This window comes from Acidaminococcus sp., assembly GCA_022482815.1.
Taxonomy (GTDB): domain Bacteria; phylum Bacillota; class Negativicutes; order Acidaminococcales; family Acidaminococcaceae; genus Acidaminococcus.
This window is the reverse complement of the sequence record JAKVOM010000001.1, coordinates 2,986,945-3,002,951: the sequence shown is the minus strand read 5'-3', so window position 1 is coordinate 3,002,951 and position 16,007 is coordinate 2,986,945. Positions and strand designations below refer to the sequence as shown.

Here is a 16,007-nt window from a genome sequence, read left to right as displayed (position 1 = left end):
GTTTTTTACTTTTTTATCATACAACAGAAAAGTCGAAATGGGAAATGATAACAAAAAAGCTGGCATTCGCCTTTATTGAACCACTTCTCTGATTAGGGCACGCTAGCCATCAGTGATAGTAAGGACAACAGGGAAATCGTTTGCGGTGAATGACGGCCTAGACTAAAAACGCCTTTTTTCTGCAAATTGCAGCTATCTGCCTCAGGTACAGGCCCGACAATCTGCCTCACGGGTGTGCTGGCTGCTCTCCATCAGCATCCGACTATTTTTTGCACTCTGCCGAAAGCGAATCTAACTGCACTTTCCATTTTCATACGGCTTTCGAATCCCGCATTTTAACTATATATTTTTAATAAAAAACAGAATTTCGGCATGCGGTGCAGTGTACAAGTTTGAAATAAAATTCCATGCGAAATATAATAAAAATAATTATAATCATAATTTATATACAGCATCACAAAATTCTAAGAACTACAGTTTGTAAGCAGAAATAGAGGCGCATTCCGTGAGCCGTTACTGGGATGAATATTTTGACTTTTTCGACGAAGCAGGGAAAATGGGGAAAAATAACGGCACTTATGCCGAAAATTTTATAAATAGAGGAGAGATGCAGTTATGAAGAAAATCTGGTTATTGCTTTGTATGATCTGCCTGCTGATGGTAGGCGGCACCGCGTCGGCTGGAGCCAATTACCCGGATCATCTGGGCGGAGACAGCAATTTTATCTGTGTTGACGGCCATATGGGCTATGGTTTTTATCTGGACCGTTCGTCCCTTGTGGTGGAAGAGTATAATCCGCCGGAATACAGGATCGCCGTAAATGTCTGCGAAGTGGAAAATCCGGCATACAATACGGCAATCGGCAGAGTCTTTACCAATGAATTTGCTTATAACTGGACAAGCCGCCGCATGTACGTAAACTCAAACGGCAGATGGAGATATCTGGACCCGAATGGCTCTTGAGCCCAAACGGGCATTTCCATGCCGGCGGGGGAAATGGCTTTTTACCTGGCATATAATATGAGATTCTACAACGGCCGTTTTAGCAGTGAATTTTACGATAGAGCAGAATAGGACGCTTTGCATAAAATAGCTACGATGTATTTTCGGCGGCGCCTGGGGCGCGGCTGTTTACAACGAGACCTTGGGAAAGGGGAAATCAAATGAAAAAAATAATGTGTTTTATCGGTGCACTTGCTGTCTGCCTTGGCTTTTTTATTTCTGGTACGCCCAAAGCAGCTTATGCAATGAGAAATCTTCCGGCAAGTCAGCTTCCGTACAGTGATATGCTCTATGGCAAATATCCTCTTGTAGGTGCAAATGATGCAAGTACGTTTTATTTGGATACTACCAGCTGCTATGCTGCCAGTGATGGGAACATTGCTACCTTGTCTGCCTTAGTTTATAGCCCGTACGGCGGTGCACAATCGGACGGAAGTCCTGCTCATCTTTCTAAAATCACTTTTGTTTTTAAAACCTATAAAAGAAGGTTCTTCACGTTTTTTTCGGGAGTATACCTCTTACGGTTGGAATTGAGAGGTAGCGAATTAACGTGAAAAAGTACTCATCATCTCTGTATCCGTACGCTCTTCTTTTGGCCACTTTAATCTTGTTGTTGAAACCCTCAAGCTTCCCTGTGTTTATCGGGTACAGGGCATGGTTCACCAGTCCGTCTATCCTTGGCAACTTAATCTTAGCAAACCTAACCAGGGCCGGAATCCCGCTGCCCAGTGCTGCTTCAAACCAGCGCTTCCATCCTGCAAGAGCCTTGTCATAGTCCCTTAATTCATAGAGGGCTATCATCTCTTCCTTCATGGAATAACATATTGCCAGATCCTCGTGCTCTGCAAAGATGGCCTGCAACGCTTCTTTGCTCTTAGGATTCAGCTTATCTTCATTGGTGAGTAACGGCCAGCGGACTTTCTTCAATGTGCGGTAGTTCTTCTTTTCCTCGGATATCCGCTCTTTCAAAGCCGGCTTGTCTTCAGCACTTGCGTCTTTTAATGCTTCTTGCATGTCGTTGGCGTTATCCTTATGCATTCTGGCCTCATCAAGTCTTACTACACCTAATACTTCCTTCCCGAATTGAGCCTGCATGTGGTAACGATCATACACGACCTTAGCTTGCGGCAGATGTTCTTGTACCAGCTTGTTGTAGGAAGCGTTCATATCCATGGCGACTGCCTTGACCTCTGTCAGCTTTGTCTGATCATATTCCTTGAAGAAATGCTCGAAGTCAGCTATCGCCCGACCTCTGCCGACCCAGAGAATATAACCTGTCGCTAAATCCATGACGCAAGTGGCATAGGTGTGTCCCTTATGGATAGCAAACTCATCGATGGCCAGGAAACGGGGCTTGTAAGAGGTCAGCCCCAATTCCATTTCATATTTATCGAGAGATTCGTCCATGAGCTGTTTGTGGACATAGCGAATTGTGCTCCAGTGAATTCCTGACATCTTGGCAATTGCATTGGCAGGGATTCCATTACGAAGCAGCGTCTCAATCCAGAGAGAAGCTCTCATGGTAATGCGAGTTCCTGGATATTTAAAGGGAATAGGCTCAGTGATGGTTGCATGGCAGCAGGAGCAACGGAAGCGATGCCCTTCAAAGCGGATCATCCTGGTATGCTCAGGATACGCAGGAAAACTTTTCAAGTAGGTGGAAAATGGCTCGTAAGAATACATTTTCTGACCACATTTAGGACAACGGAAGTCAGTATATTTCTTTTCACTGCAAATAACAATCTCCTGGCTGTCATCAAAAGGGTCTTCCGGCATGAAGACATTGTAAAAGACATCTTGACATTCTGCATTATTTTGAATAGTGTAATTAGTAAGGGACATTTTCTCCTCCCAAGGTATGGTTTCGACGATTATATTTTGGAGGAGTTAATGTCCTTTTTCAATAGTCAAATGTCTTTTAGTCCACAAATTTCCGTGAAGAACCTAAAAGAAATGGTAAAAGACTCGTTTTCCTTGATCGTGCTACGGAGAATGGCAGAGATATGACTCAAAATTACCTGGATGATGACAGAGGCATGTTAAGCTACATTTTCTGGCAGATTGCTGATTATACGGGCATGAGAAGCAGTTTGGATTAAGAGCCGGTTTCTTCTGAGAAGCAAAATCGCAGGCTCGTATAAAAGTAAAGAAAATTTCTGACCGAATGGGCTGTGACATAAAGCTCATTTCATTAAACAAACAGACCTTTCCGATGGCTTCGAATCGGAAAGGTCTGTTTTGTATTATTGTGGAAGCTGCTTTACGGAAGCGGTGATTTTTGGTACAAATGATTCAGTGCCGTGAAAAAACGGATCATTTTATCGACGGCCGGACTAAAAAATGCCAAATGCGCTTTTCCGCTAACTGCGGCTAAATGCAATTTGCTTTCTGCCTTATGTTTTGCCCAACAAGCTGCCTGCACGGGAGTACTAACCACTCTCCACTCTCTGCAGACACGGCTACATGCCAAATGCCAAAAGCAAAAGGCGCTTTTGTCTTTTCCCTCCAAAAGATGTAAGATGGATACATACGACACATGGTATGGAGAGATAATGTAGGAGATGGAAAAGTATGTTTCTGGATAGAGCTCTTCATGAAGAACCACAGGAAATCCAGCAGCGTTTCTACAAGTGGTATTCCTTCATGATGAAAAATATCGAATTTGGGAAATTTGTCAGCGTGCTGCATACGAAGAATCACTGTGCGCACGTGCTTCTTTATAATCTTAAGATGGCAAAGATGGCGAACTTGGATGAAGACGGGATTACGGTGCTGTGCAAGGCTTCCGTATTTCATGATTCGCGCCGCCAGGATGATACGCGGGATGTGGGACACGGTGCCCGGGCTGCCGAAAATTACAGGAGTTTTTGCGACCGCGGCCTGGTGGATTTTGATGAGCGCGTCTACCTTATCATGGCCTATCATGACCGTGATGACGGCATCGGAAAGAATGCTTTCCGTGAAAAAGGCCTTGCCGATGCAATTCCTCTCTACGATCTTTTTAAGGACGCCGACGCCCTTGACCGCTGGCGCATTTCTCCGACAGCCCTCGATACGAAATATCTGCGGACACCCTGGTCCAAGACCCTTGTCCAATATGCCAAGGATTTGGTAAAAGAGACTGTGGGAAAGAGCCTTTGGGAGGATGCCGTCAAGCAGACGAAAATAAACAAAAGTAAGGCTAGATAATGTAACTATTGCGCCGACAAAACACTAACTTGAACTAGGTTGTTTTGTCGGCGATTCTTTTCGTAATCACTGTGTCAGAAAGAATTGCAATCCAGTCGACGTACCCAAAACCGTACGCCTCCTGGCTGCAATCCTTTCTTCCTTGTGCTTGAACCCGTCTTGCAGCAATCCACAAAATCGACAATGGAAATGGCAGGTAATATTATTCGCTTACTGCAATTAGACGCAAAATTCTCATAAAGTGTTAATGTATTACAAACAGCCGCCAAAAGCGGCGTTATTTTTTTCTCAGGTAACATTCATCACACTTCACTCCATCTCACAACATCTTTTTATGGACGGCACAGAAGATGGGCGCAGATATAAGGGAACCGATGACTAATTCAACGTGCCATCTTCACGCATCTGCGCTGATCTCTCGTTGTTGACAAAAGCTTGACTTACACTCGAGACGAAAATAAAAGTAAGGCCAAATAATGTAGCTGTTGCGCTGATAAAACGCTAACCTGAATAAGGTAGTTTTGTCGGCGCTTCTTTTCGTACGAAAAATTGCCTCACACCTACCTTGAAAGCCGCCGACCGCCCGTAGCTCGCCGTCCGCCTGTGGAGGCCAAATTGCTGCAGCAATTTGGCTCTGAAATTATAAAAAAATGTGTTCTGCATTAAGGTTAGCGGCTAAAAGCGCTTTTATGCCAACTGCAGCTATCTGCTAACTGCCATCTGCTATCTGCCTTGGGCTTTGCCCAAACAACCTGCCTGCACGGGTGTACTACCCACTAGACACTAACATCTAACCACTTCTTTTAACTAAAAAGGGCACCGCCCACGGAATAACAGACGGTGCCCTAGGGAAAGGGTGGATATAAGATATATGCATTTTTAGAAGAGGGATTCGGCAAAGGCCTCAGAATATTCTTTCGGTTTTGCGTTAGTCCCTCAGGATCAGGGCGGCTGATGCCAGCAGCAGGGCGGGAAGCAGGATACCATTATCTCCCAGTGCCCGTGTGACGACAAAGCCCCAGCCGGAGCCCAGACAGAAGATGGCGTTGATGACAACGTACATCAGGGCTTTTGTAAGAGAAGCGGAGCGGTGATCTGTCAGATAAGCGCCAAAAGCTTCCACAGTGCGCTTCATATTGCCCATAACCATGATGCTTGTATATTCACAGGAGTTTACCCGGTGAAAGGTTTCCATCTGAAGGCCTGATGCCAGACCCAACAGGCAGAGGGAAAGGCGGATACTCGCGTAGGATGCGGGAAGCAGCGCCGTCACGGTCATTAGCAGGCTTTCAAGGAGAAGGATGGCCTTTTGGAAGGAGACTTTACCCTGGCAGCGGCTTTCCAGCTGTTGGGAGAAAAAGAGCCCGAACATGTAGGAAAGGACGGGGCAGAGGAAAGTCAGTACCTGCATGAAGTGACCGCTTGCCATCACTTGTCCCGAGTAGATGATGTTACCGGTCTGAGCGAAGGCGAATACGCCGCCGCGGGACAGAAAACTGTAGGAAGCGGAAAAACCGCCGACGGAGGTCATAAGAAACAGCAGGGGCCAGGAATCAGAACGCAGGCCGATCGATACGTACTTTCTTGCGCTATGAAGCGTCTCGGTTGTCGTGCACATTGTCATCATCCTCACTCCTTTTCAATAAGATAGTTCGAATAATTTTTTTGGCTTCGCAGTCCGGTTCCCCCTCAAAGGGAACCGGAATCTTGAAGTACTTTTGAAAAAGGGGCTTCCTTTTTTCGATTCTTAGTATAGAATGAAAAAAGGAATTTGTATAATATATTTTATCTACAATGATATAAGATAAATCTATATCATAAGGAGGCTTTTATGAATCTGACACAGCTGCGTTATTTTCAGACCGTTTGTGCCTGCGGCAACTTGACCCAGGCCGCAGAAGCTCTCCACGTTTCTCAGCCGTCACTTTCGAGTGCAATCCGGGCGCTGGAAAAGGAATTCGGCGTAGGGCTTTTTGTCCGCCAGTATCGGGGCATGGAACTCACGGCGGAGGGCGAAAGACTCCTGAAAATGTCCCGTGCTCTCACTGAAAATGCGGATAAGCTCGTAAGCATCATGCAGGATCTCGGCGCTAAACGGCATTCTATTCGGCTGGGCGTGCCACCGATTCTGGGAGGATGGCTTTTACCCAGTCTTTACGCAAATTTTTTAAGTGATCATCCGGAGCTGCGCCTTGAAGTCACAGAAAACCGGAGGGCGGTCGTCGAACAGGAATTGGAACACGAGCTTCTGGATCTGGCCTTTGTCATTCATACTCAGCCCGTGCCGAACGGTTTTGAGTCGGTGCCCGTAACTATCCTGGAATCCGGCGCGATTGTCAGCCGGACCCATCCGCTGGCAGAACGGGAGGCCGTGCAGGCTAAAGACCTGAGAAATGAAAAGCTGGTCATGATGCCGGAACTTTTCTTTCAGTCGGAACTTTTGCAGGAGCGTTTTGTCAGGGCGGGGCAGAAGCCCCACATCCTGTGCCGTACATCCCAGCTCTATACAATGCTCCAGCTTGTCAGGAAACAGCAGGCTGTGGGGTTCCTTTACAAGGAACTGGTTTCGCATGACGCGAATCTCCGGTTCCTGCCTTTTCAGGAACCGATGAAAATCAGCCTGAGCCTTATCTGGAGGAGGCAGCAGTATAGGTCGGAGGGGATGAGGGAGTTGATTCGGTTTTATAGGGAACTGAGCAGGCAGAGTGAGTAAAGGCACCTCAGATAATCTGGTGCTCGGTAGGACCTCGCACGCTAGGATGGTTCTTATCATTGAGTTACTGCATTTAAAGGCACCCGCAGCCGCCAGGTTCTCGACTGGTTTCGAGCGCTGTCGGCTGCGGAGCTTTTTCTAAGGAAACTTTTTCTGCCCGGCGCAGAAATATAAACCCATCTGCTGTGTCAGACGGGCGCGTGACCCATCGAGGTACTATTTGTGTACATCTTCTGGGCCCCGCGCCCGTCTTCCTTGCATCTGGGCTTATCTTCTGTGCCGTTCATAAAAAGAAAATTAAAAAGAGGTGTGGCATTGGGGCATACGTTCCTATATGGGGCGTATGCCTTATTTTTTATTGAAAGAAGCTATCCCTCCATCGCAAGCGATTCTCCTCCTTCCGAAGCCAAACCTCCTTGCGTCGGTTTGCCTAAAAGAAAATTAAAAAATCGTTGCGATAAATTTTTTAGAGACCCTCTTCGACGTCGCCTTAGTTAAGCCAAACCGTAAGGTTTGGAATTCCTCTACAACCTCCTTCCGCTGGAAGGAGGACGGACCACGAAGTGGGGGAGGAAAGTAAGTTAGGGGAGAACCGCTTGCAGTGGGTGACGACCCTTAATATTTATTTTTCAAACCTTTTGTGTCATTTTGCTATAACAAAATAAAGTATTGCTATGGTTAATCTCTGTAGCTCTTTTGCCCCTTCTTCCTCGCTGCCGTAGGCTCGGCTAAGTGCCAAAAGCTACATGCCAAAGGCGCTTTTCCGCTATCTGCAGCTATCGGCTAACTGCTACTTGCTATCTGCCTTATGCTCTGGCAATAATTTTTGTTTGCGCAACTCACAACTCACAACTTTTAACTTTGAACCACGAAGGAATACTTACGCATTTTCCCCGGAATGCTCTTCATTCTCCTTCAAGTGCACGAGGATATCTCCTTCTTTAAGGACGCTGGTACCTGAAGGAATGAGGGCAAGGGGACCGCGGCGGATAAGGAGAATGCGCTGGTTTTTGCCGAGAGAAAGTTCAGCAAGGGGCGTATTGAGGGGATAGGTTCCCTCTGTCGCGATTTCTTCTTCCAAGGTCCAGCTGCCGCCCTGAAAATCATGAGTACCGAGAATCAAGGTGTCGCCGGGTTCGAGTTTTGTGGCGCCTGTAGGGATGACCATGCCGCCGCGCCGCAGGATCATGGCGACAATGAGGTCGGTCGGTAAATTGAGTTCGAGCAGGGTCTTGCCCGCCCAGCCGCAGCTGTCATTTATATGGACTTTTCCGAAGGTGACGTTTGTATCCTCTGCATAGCCCGTAAAGGTCTTTCCAACGTCGGATGTGGCATCAATCATGGAAAGGCGTTTTGCCACGGCGGGAAGGAGCGTTCCCTGAATCGAGATGGACAGGAGCACCATGCAGAAAATCAGGTTAAAGAGGTTAAAGGAAAGGTTGATACCGGACAGAATAGCCGTAATAGCAAACACGATGGACGCGGCTCCGCGAAGTCCGGCCCAGCTTGTGAGAAGAATCTGCGAAAGTGGTGCCCGGAAAGGCAGGAGCAGCAGTGCAACAACGGCCGGCCGTACGATAAACGTCAAAAGAAGTGTCAGGATGAGTGCCGGGACTACGACACTCGGGAGCGTTACGGGTGTCACGACGAGACCGAGCAGGAAGAAAATCATGACCTGAGCTACCTGGGTCATAACGTCAAAGAAATGAACCAGGTGACGTTTCTGGATCATGGGTGCGTTCCCGATGTAGATGCCGCAGAGGTACGTCGAAAGGTACCCGTTGCCGCCCAAAGCGAGCGGCACAGCATAGGACAGGAGCATCACGGACAGAAGAAAAAGTGTCCGCGCTTCACTGCCGGACAGAAGATTCCTGTGAAGAATCTTGATGGCAAGGTAACCGCTCAAGAGTCCGATGACGCTGCCGATAATAATCTGCTCCGCCATAAGAATCGGCACAGAAACGGGTGACCCTAAAAGAAGGGAAACGGTCACCGATGTCAGCATGAAGGCCATCGGGTCGTTTGAACCGGATTCTACTTCGAGGAGGGAGTCCGTGTGGTATTTCAGGGAGAGATGGCTTGTCCGCAGGATGGAAAAGACCGAGGCTGCGTCCGTCGATGAGATGACGGAACCAATCAGGAGACATTCCAGATAGGAAAATCCCAGGACTTTGTGTGCCAGTAAAGCGAGAAAGAGGGCTGACAGGGCAACCCCGGCCGTTGAGAGAAGGGCCGATGCTTTGAGAACGGGACGGGCCGCTTTGAGGCTTGTCCCGAAACCACCGTAAAACATGATGATGACAAGGGCGCTGCTGCAGATCTGGTCTACCAGCACGTAGTTATCGAAGGGGATGTGGAAAAGGCCATTTTCGCCAAAGAGCATCCCGAGAAGAATAAAAATAAGGAGGGAAGGAAGCGGCGTCTTCTTGAGAACTTTACGGATTATAAGAGAAAGAAGAATCACCGATCCCGTAAGGAGGATAGAAAGCGTCATAGGAACCTTCCTTTCTGCGCTGACAGCGCGCTGGTATGATATGGAGCCCATTTTACCATAGGGATGTGACTGAAGTGTGAAGTTCAATGATGGAAAACGTTGAAAAAAGGCGCTTTTGGCATATGGCTTTTGGCCGAGCCAAAAGAGTGGATGGTGGTTAGTGGGTAGTGGCTAGTACAATCGTGCGGGCAGCTACATTGGCGGATTCTTGAGAAAGGCTGTAATTAATAGCCTTCGGCAGAGTGGTCCATCACCTACCGCAAGCACCGAAAGAAAAGAATCTATCCTCCCCCGCAATCGTCAGCCCTGACTTAGCGTCAGTGCTGACTGCGGGCCCCCTCCTTTCGAAGCCGTAGAACGGCTTGAAAGGAGGTCCCAGAGGAATTCCAAACCTAACGGTTTGGCTTAACTTGGGCGGCGTGGAAGAAGGTCTCTATTGCTTCGATTGGGGTTTAGTTTGGATTTTACAGGTGCTTTGTCGGACTGATTCCTGTTATCCTACAACTCATAACTCACAACTCATGACTCACAACTTTTCAGCCCAGTTCAAGTGCTATTCGTCGTTTTCTTGCAACATCTTCCTTTTATGCTATATAATATTCATTTGTAATCAAGAAGAAAGGGCTAACACTATGAGAACAAAAGAAGAACTAGCCGGTGTCACGCAATTAGGCAGCGGCCACACTGTTTATAAAAGCACATACGACCCCACGGTTCTCGAATGCTTCCCCAATAAGCATGAAGAGGCACCGTACATGGTCAAGCTGAACTGCCCGGAATTCACGAGTCTGTGCCCGAAGACGGGGCAGCCGGATTTCGGACGCATTGTCATCAGCTATATTCCGAATCATAAACTGGTGGAGAGCAAGTCCCTGAAGCTGTACCTGTTCTCTTTCCGCAACAACGGCGATTTTCACGAAGACTGCGTTAACATCATTAAAAATGATCTGGTCAAGCTCCTTGATCCGCTGTACCTTGAAGTGAGAGGATACTTCAATCCCCGCGGCGGCATCAGCATTCTGCCGTTTGCCGTCTATTACAAGGACGCCTACAAGGACATGGCCCAGCGCAGAATGGAGGCTTTTGTCAATGAGTAAGAAAGCACTCGTACTCTCGAGCGGCGGCGTTGATTCGACGACATGCCTGTCCGTTGCCATCGCCGAGTTTGGCCGCGAGAATGTATCGACCGTGTCGATTTACTATGGTCAGAAGCACCGCAAGGAGCTGGAATGCGCAAAGAAGGTAGCGGAGTACTACCATGTGCCGCACTATGAGCTCGATCTTTCCGCGATTTTTAAGTATTCGAACTGCTCGCTGCTCGCTCATTCGACGGAAAAAATCGTTCACGAAAGCTATGCTGAGCAGATTGCCAAAAACGGTGAAGGCAAGGTCGCAACCTATGTGCCTTTCCGCAATGGACTGATGCTTTCTGCCGTGGCGAGCCTTGCCATGAGCATTTACGAAAAGGATGATGTATCCATCTATATCGGGGCCCATGCCGACGACGCGGCAGGCAATGCCTACGCGGACTGCAGCAAGGCCTTTACCGACGCCATGGGGCAGGCCATTGCCATCGGGACATATCATCAGTGCCATATCGTGGCACCTTTTGTCGGTATCAATAAAGCAGGCGTCGTCAAAAAAGGGCTGGAACTCGGTACGCCTTATGAACTCACCTGGAGCTGCTACGAAGGCGGAGACAAACCCTGCGGCACCTGCGGAACCTGTATCGACCGGGCAAAGGCTTTTGCGGCTAACGGCGTGCCCGATCCGGCATTGGAGGGAAAGTAATGTATACCGTAACAAAACGACTGGAAGTGAGCGGAGCCCACAGCCTCAGCCTTCCCTATGAAAGCAAGTGCACACGTCTGCATGGCCACAACTGGGTCATCGAGGTGACATGCAAACGGGAGACGCTGGACGAGAATGGTATGGTCGTGGACTTTACGAAGATTAAGGACGTTGTGAAGCAGCTCGACCACACCTTTATCAACGACGTTGTCCACGTAAACCCTACGGCGGAAAATATTGCTAAGTGGATCCACGACCAGATTCCGTACTGCACAAAGGTGTCTGTCCAGGAATCGGAAGGGAATACGGCGACTTATGAAGACTGAAACGTTTCCTGTAGTCGAACTCTTTGATTCCATCGATGGGGAAGGGAAGCGCACGGGCTACATGGCCATCTTCGTGCGTTTTGCCGGCTGCAATCTGCGCTGTTCTTACTGCGATACGGCTTATGCCTGGACCGCGGCGGATGCGAAAGAGCACCTGACGGAAGAAGAACTCCTCACGCGTATTCACGCTTATCCCTGGAAGCGCATTACGCTGACAGGCGGCGAGCCCATGCTGCAGCCCATCGAGCATTTGTGCCGCGTCCTTGGAGGCGAAGGCTACGACGTCAATATTGAAACGAACGGGGCCGTGCCGCTCTTTGACGAGCGCCCGCAGGGCCTTTTTTATACCATGGACATCAAGTCCCCTTCTTCCGGGGAACGGAACAAAATGCGCATGGAAAATCTGGAGAAACTGAACGGGGACGATGTCGTGAAGTTCGTCGTCGGTAATGAAGCCGACCTTCTCGACATGGAAAAAATCCTCAAAAGTTACGATATTCCCGCGCAGATTTATGTGTCGCCCGTATTCGGAAAAATTGCACCGGCAAGTCTGGTGGAGTTTGTGAGAGCACACAAGCTCGGCAGCGTCTGCGTGCAGGTACAGCTCCACAAGGTTATTTGGGAGCCGGACCGGAGGGGTGTATAAGAACACAAATCAGAAAATGATGATGCCGTCGAAACTTGCACCGGTAACAGGTGGTTTCGGCGGCGTTTTTTCGCGCGCTGCAGTCATTTCGTCAGAAAATGAATGAAAGTATGTCGTTTTGCTACGTGACGCGCACTATGGTACAATATTTGCGTATGCGAATTTGAACAAAGGAGTCTCATGTACGATGCCTAACAGAATGCAGCACTTGGTCAAAGATGCGCTTGCTTCTTTGGTGGAAAGTGAAAATGTCAATAATGATGTAATGAAATCGGCAATGACGGCTGTCCGGAAGGAGGCCGTGAAGCAGCTTGACAATATTTATACGCTGGCTCGTTCCGGCAAAAGTGAAAAAGCGCTCCGCCGGGTACGCCGTTTTGTGGAAAAATCGGCGCCTCCCGAGCAGCCGGACTGGGTGTGCCCAAGTCTTGACGTGACGTTTGAAGTACTCGTGTACCCGCTTCTTATGAAGGAAAAAATCCAGGGTAAACGGTATTTTCCGGCTCCCGTTCCGATGGGACTGGCTTACCATCTGTGGGGACTCATTCTCTGCACGTTGGGAAAGGAAGCGGATGCCCAGAAGCGGTTCCGCCAGAGCCTTGAATGGAACCCGTTTACGCGCCTCAATTACGTGTACCTGAACCGCTACTGCGAGGATACAAAGGATTATGAAGGATGGCTTTCCAACATTCAGCAGGAATACCACAATGCACTTTACGTACGGAATCTTTCAGAGGCATACGCTGAACTGGGCCGGTACCTGATGCGTCAGGATAAGCCTGCGGAAGCGGCCGTGGTCATCGCCCATGCTAAAACGCTTGCCGGGGATGATTTCAAGCCAGAAGCACTAGATGCAGAAATGGAGAAGGAACTCTCGGATTATGCGGAGGCAAAGACGGACAAGACCTTTGCCGAGATTTGTCGGGAGTATGGCATTGATGAAGGGCCGGACGTACACGTTGTGTCTGCTATTACGGAAGCTGCCGGGCAGCAGGAAGCCAATGAAGGGAATGAAGGTGCTGCGGCCATGTACCACCAGCTGTACCGTCTGACGGGAGACGCATCCTATGAGGTCAAAGCGGATGCACTGGAAAAAGGAGCGGCTCATGAGCATTGATGAAAGAGGACATGTGCATGCCGATGAAGAGCTTCAGGAAGAAGAGCTGCGGGAAGGCAGCTTTTCCGAAGCGGAAGTGGAAGCAACGATTGCTACCGTGTATCGGGATGCCCTGAACAAAATTTTTGAAATCGAACAGCTTTTTGAAGCGGGGAAAAAGGAACGGGCCTTAAACCATGTCCAGAAGCTGATTGAAGCCAGTGAAGGCTATCTGCAGGACAATCCAGGAGTCATGGAGCTCAGCCTGGGACTGAATTTTGAAGTGCCGGTTTACCGCCGGCTCCACCAGGAGGAACTGAAGTTCCGCAAGCTCAGTGTCCTGCCCGTACCGCTTGATGTTATGTACGCGCTGGAAGGTCAGATTCTGACGGCTTTGGGCCGGGACGATGAGGGATTTGAAGCGTTTTTGGAAGCGCACAGGCTGAATCCCTTTTCGCAGCTGCCCTTTGCCTACTTGAACCGGTATTATGAAGCGCATGAAAAATGGAACGAATGGCTGCAGAATATCCGTGATGAAGCAAATTCTGTCTATATGAGCTGCGTTCTGGAGGCGTTTGCCGAGCTGGCGCGGTACCTCGTAAACCGCGGTGCCTACACGAAAGCACATGCCTGCATGAAGTACGTGCTGGAACATACGATTGAGGACGAAACACCGGACGACTACGCGGATCTTTTGGAAACGATAGAAGAAAAATCTGACGATCCGGTACCGGCTGATTTTTCCGCGGTCTGCCGGGAATTTGGCCTCTCTGAGGGACCGAATCCCAAAGTCATTGAAGGACTGCAGGACGTGGCCGCTGCGGCGGAAAAGGAAAAAGATTGGGATACGGCCGAGGAAACGTATGAACTTCTCGCCGAACTGACCGATGATGCCAATTACGAAACGAAGGCGGAAGAAGCAGCCAAACAAGCCGATGAAGCGGAAGAGTAAAAGGCCGCAGGTCGCTGGCCGCGGGTCGCCGGCCGCACTGTAGGAAGCAAAAAAATATCTGCACCCTGGCTCAGAAATCCGCCAAAGGTGCTGCCCGCACGAGTGTACTAACCACTCGCCACTGACCACTAACCACTTTTATTGAGCAAGCCAAATTATGAAAGGGAGATTCTTATGACTGACCACGATCACATTCTTGATTTTGATGCGTTTAAACATGAGCACGTTCATGAAGAGGGAAACCATGCTCATCACCATCACGGCAAAGGAAAAATGCTGACAATCCCCGATGAGGAAGATGACCTTCAGCTGTCCGAGGAGGAAGTCGATGAGTTTGTTGGCAACATCCGTGACGATATGGAAAATCAAATGGACAAAATCCTGGAGTTGGCCGCAGATGGGAAGCTGCAGAAGGCAGAACGCAGAATTCGGAAACTGGTTAACAATACCCGTCCTCTAACAGAAAAGAATCCGGACCAGGAAACCTATCAACTGGCTGTCGATTCGGATTATGAAGTAGTGCTTTTCTCGCAGCTCATTGATGAAAAACGGAAAAATCTGCCGATTGAACCGGTGCCGTTTCCCATTGACAATATGTATCATCTTTGGGGGATGATTCTTCACGACCTTGGCAAAGAAGAGGACTCCTTTAAAAAATTCAAGATTGCTCTTGAATGGAATCCCCTCAATACCATGATTTACGGGGATATGATCGAGCATTGTATTCAAAAGGAAGACATGGATCTTGCTCTTGAGCTTATCAAAGAAGAATATAGTGTCGCTGTGGAAAGAGGACCGCTTTGTGATGTATTCTATCATCTTGCCGAGTATCTTATAAGGGAACATCAATATGCCAAAGCCGCTGTCGTGCTGGATCTTATAGCTGATAAACCTGTTTTTCAGACGGAAATAGTTGAACGTTATGGCGAAAGGGCCCAAATTTTTAAGGAAGTACTTAAGGATATCGAACGCACCGACCTGCGCGAGACCCTGGCCGAATTCGGCTTTGTCCCGGGACCGGCACCCAAAGTCACGGCCTTCTTCCTTGACGGGGCAAAAAAGGCCCATGAAATGGGAGAAAAGGACATCGAAAGAGACCTGTATCGTCAGCTTTATGACCTGACCGATGACGAAGATTATAAGAAAAAGAGCGAAAGCGTAGAGTAAAGATATAAAAGGGTTGTGAAACAATGAATGTTCATTGCTTCACAGCCCTTTTTCGCTGCCCGTATCCCGCCGTCCGCCGCCCGCCCGTGGAAGCCAAATTGCTGAGGCAATTTGGCCACGAATAAACGAAAATAGAAGCATCAGCCCTCTTTTATTTCATTCGGGCAATGCGAAGCATTGGCTACGGGGAGCCTTCTTTCACGACGCGGAGCGGCGTCGAAAGGAGGAGAATCGCTTGCGATGGATGGATAGCTTCTTTTATTCTTTTATTATATTTTGCCAAAGCGGAGCTTTGGCGACTATATCCGTGCCTTCTTCGAGCGTCAGCGAGGAAGAAGAGGGGAACCGCTTGCGGTGGATATTCAGTTAGATAACAAGTAAGGGTAAATTAGAGGGCTGGAGAAAACAGCAGCACTCCTGAAGGCAGCCAAATGGAACATTTGGCTCAATTAAATTAAGTCGCCCCATGATCGTACCCATTCCTGAGTTCTGAATGAATACCTAACAAAGAGCTGCGAATATAAACTGTAGGAGTGCTGGATTTTTGTTTAGCAAATCAATATAGAAAAAATAAATTTAAGGGTCATCATCCCCCGCAAGCGGGTCCCCTTCCTCAATGTCGCGCAGCGAC

At 48.6% G+C, this 16,007-nt stretch carries 14 protein-coding genes; 11 read left to right on the top strand and 3 right to left on the bottom strand.

All coding sequences use genetic code 11. From position 1 onward, the window contains the following. Positions 1–615 precede the first annotated feature (615 nt). Positions 616–963, top strand: coding sequence for a hypothetical protein (locus tag LKE33_12925; GenBank protein ID MCH3951817.1), 348 nt, complete (start codon positions 616–618; stop codon positions 961–963). A gap of 200 nt (positions 964–1,163) precedes the next feature. Then, a complete protein-coding gene (locus LKE33_12920) occupies positions 1,164–1,556 on the top strand; it encodes a hypothetical protein (GenBank protein ID MCH3951816.1) in 393 nt (130 codons plus the stop codon). Here LKE33_12920 and LKE33_12915 read toward each other — a convergent pair. After that, positions 1,495–2,844 (bottom strand): ISL3 family transposase, encoded by a 1,350-nt coding sequence (locus LKE33_12915; GenBank protein MCH3951815.1) that lies wholly within the window; start codon positions 2,842–2,844, stop codon positions 1,495–1,497. The genes LKE33_12920 and LKE33_12915 overlap by 62 nt on opposite strands. Before the next feature lie 729 nt (positions 2,845–3,573). Between LKE33_12915 and LKE33_12910 the strand changes: the two genes are divergently transcribed. Further along, positions 3,574–4,191 (top strand): HD domain-containing protein, encoded by a 618-nt coding sequence (locus LKE33_12910; GenBank protein MCH3951814.1) that lies wholly within the window; start codon positions 3,574–3,576, stop codon positions 4,189–4,191. Positions 4,192–5,119: 928 nt separating this feature from the next. Here the strand turns inward: LKE33_12910 and LKE33_12905 are convergent. Further along, the gene (locus LKE33_12905; GenBank protein MCH3951813.1) at positions 5,120–5,818 is read right to left on the bottom strand and encodes a DUF1275 domain-containing protein; all 699 of its coding nucleotides are present in this window, start codon (positions 5,816–5,818) and stop codon (positions 5,120–5,122) included. Positions 5,819–6,022: 204 nt separating this feature from the next. On the opposite strand from LKE33_12905, the gene LKE33_12900 reads away from it, so the two are divergent. Beyond that, on the top strand, positions 6,023–6,904 hold the full coding sequence (locus tag LKE33_12900) for a LysR family transcriptional regulator (protein ID MCH3951812.1): 882 nt from the start codon (positions 6,023–6,025) through the stop codon (positions 6,902–6,904). A gap of 880 nt (positions 6,905–7,784) precedes the next feature. On the opposite strand, the gene LKE33_12895 is transcribed toward LKE33_12900, so the two are convergent. Next, positions 7,785–9,398: a potassium/proton antiporter gene (locus tag LKE33_12895; protein MCH3951811.1), complete on the bottom strand. Its 1,614-nt coding sequence runs from the start codon at positions 9,396–9,398 to the stop codon at positions 7,785–7,787. A gap of 632 nt (positions 9,399–10,030) precedes the next feature. Here LKE33_12895 and queF point away from each other — a divergent pair. The 7 genes from queF to LKE33_12860 all read left to right on the top strand — a co-directional run bounded on the left by queF (position 10,031) and on the right by LKE33_12860 (position 15,376). Further along, a complete protein-coding gene (gene queF, locus LKE33_12890; protein MCH3951810.1) occupies positions 10,031–10,495 on the top strand; it encodes a preQ(1) synthase in 465 nt (154 codons plus the stop codon). After that, positions 10,488–11,189 carry a 7-cyano-7-deazaguanine synthase QueC gene (gene queC, locus LKE33_12885; protein ID MCH3951809.1) on the top strand — a complete coding sequence of 234 codons (702 nt, stop codon included), beginning with the start codon at positions 10,488–10,490 and terminating at the stop codon, positions 11,187–11,189. The genes queF and queC overlap by 8 nt, the downstream gene beginning before the upstream one ends. Continuing rightward, positions 11,189–11,515: a 6-carboxytetrahydropterin synthase QueD gene (queD, locus tag LKE33_12880; GenBank protein ID MCH3951808.1), complete on the top strand. Its 327-nt coding sequence runs from the start codon at positions 11,189–11,191 to the stop codon at positions 11,513–11,515. Before queC ends, queD begins: the two co-directional genes overlap by 1 nt. Next, complete coding sequence (gene queE / locus LKE33_12875; GenBank protein MCH3951807.1) at positions 11,505–12,161, top strand: putative 7-carboxy-7-deazaguanine synthase QueE; 657 nt, start codon at positions 11,505–11,507, stop codon at positions 12,159–12,161. Before queD ends, queE begins: the two co-directional genes overlap by 11 nt. 187 nt (positions 12,162–12,348) lie before the next feature. Next, positions 12,349–13,278, top strand: coding sequence for a hypothetical protein (locus tag LKE33_12870; protein ID MCH3951806.1), 930 nt, complete (start codon positions 12,349–12,351; stop codon positions 13,276–13,278). Next, the gene (locus tag LKE33_12865) at positions 13,268–14,209 is read left to right on the top strand and encodes a hypothetical protein (protein ID MCH3951805.1); all 942 of its coding nucleotides are present in this window, start codon (positions 13,268–13,270) and stop codon (positions 14,207–14,209) included. The genes LKE33_12870 and LKE33_12865 overlap by 11 nt, the downstream gene beginning before the upstream one ends. 174 nt (positions 14,210–14,383) lie before the next feature. Continuing rightward, positions 14,384–15,376, top strand: coding sequence for a hypothetical protein (locus tag LKE33_12860; GenBank protein MCH3951804.1), 993 nt, complete (start codon positions 14,384–14,386; stop codon positions 15,374–15,376). Positions 15,377–16,007: the final 631 nt, after the last annotated feature.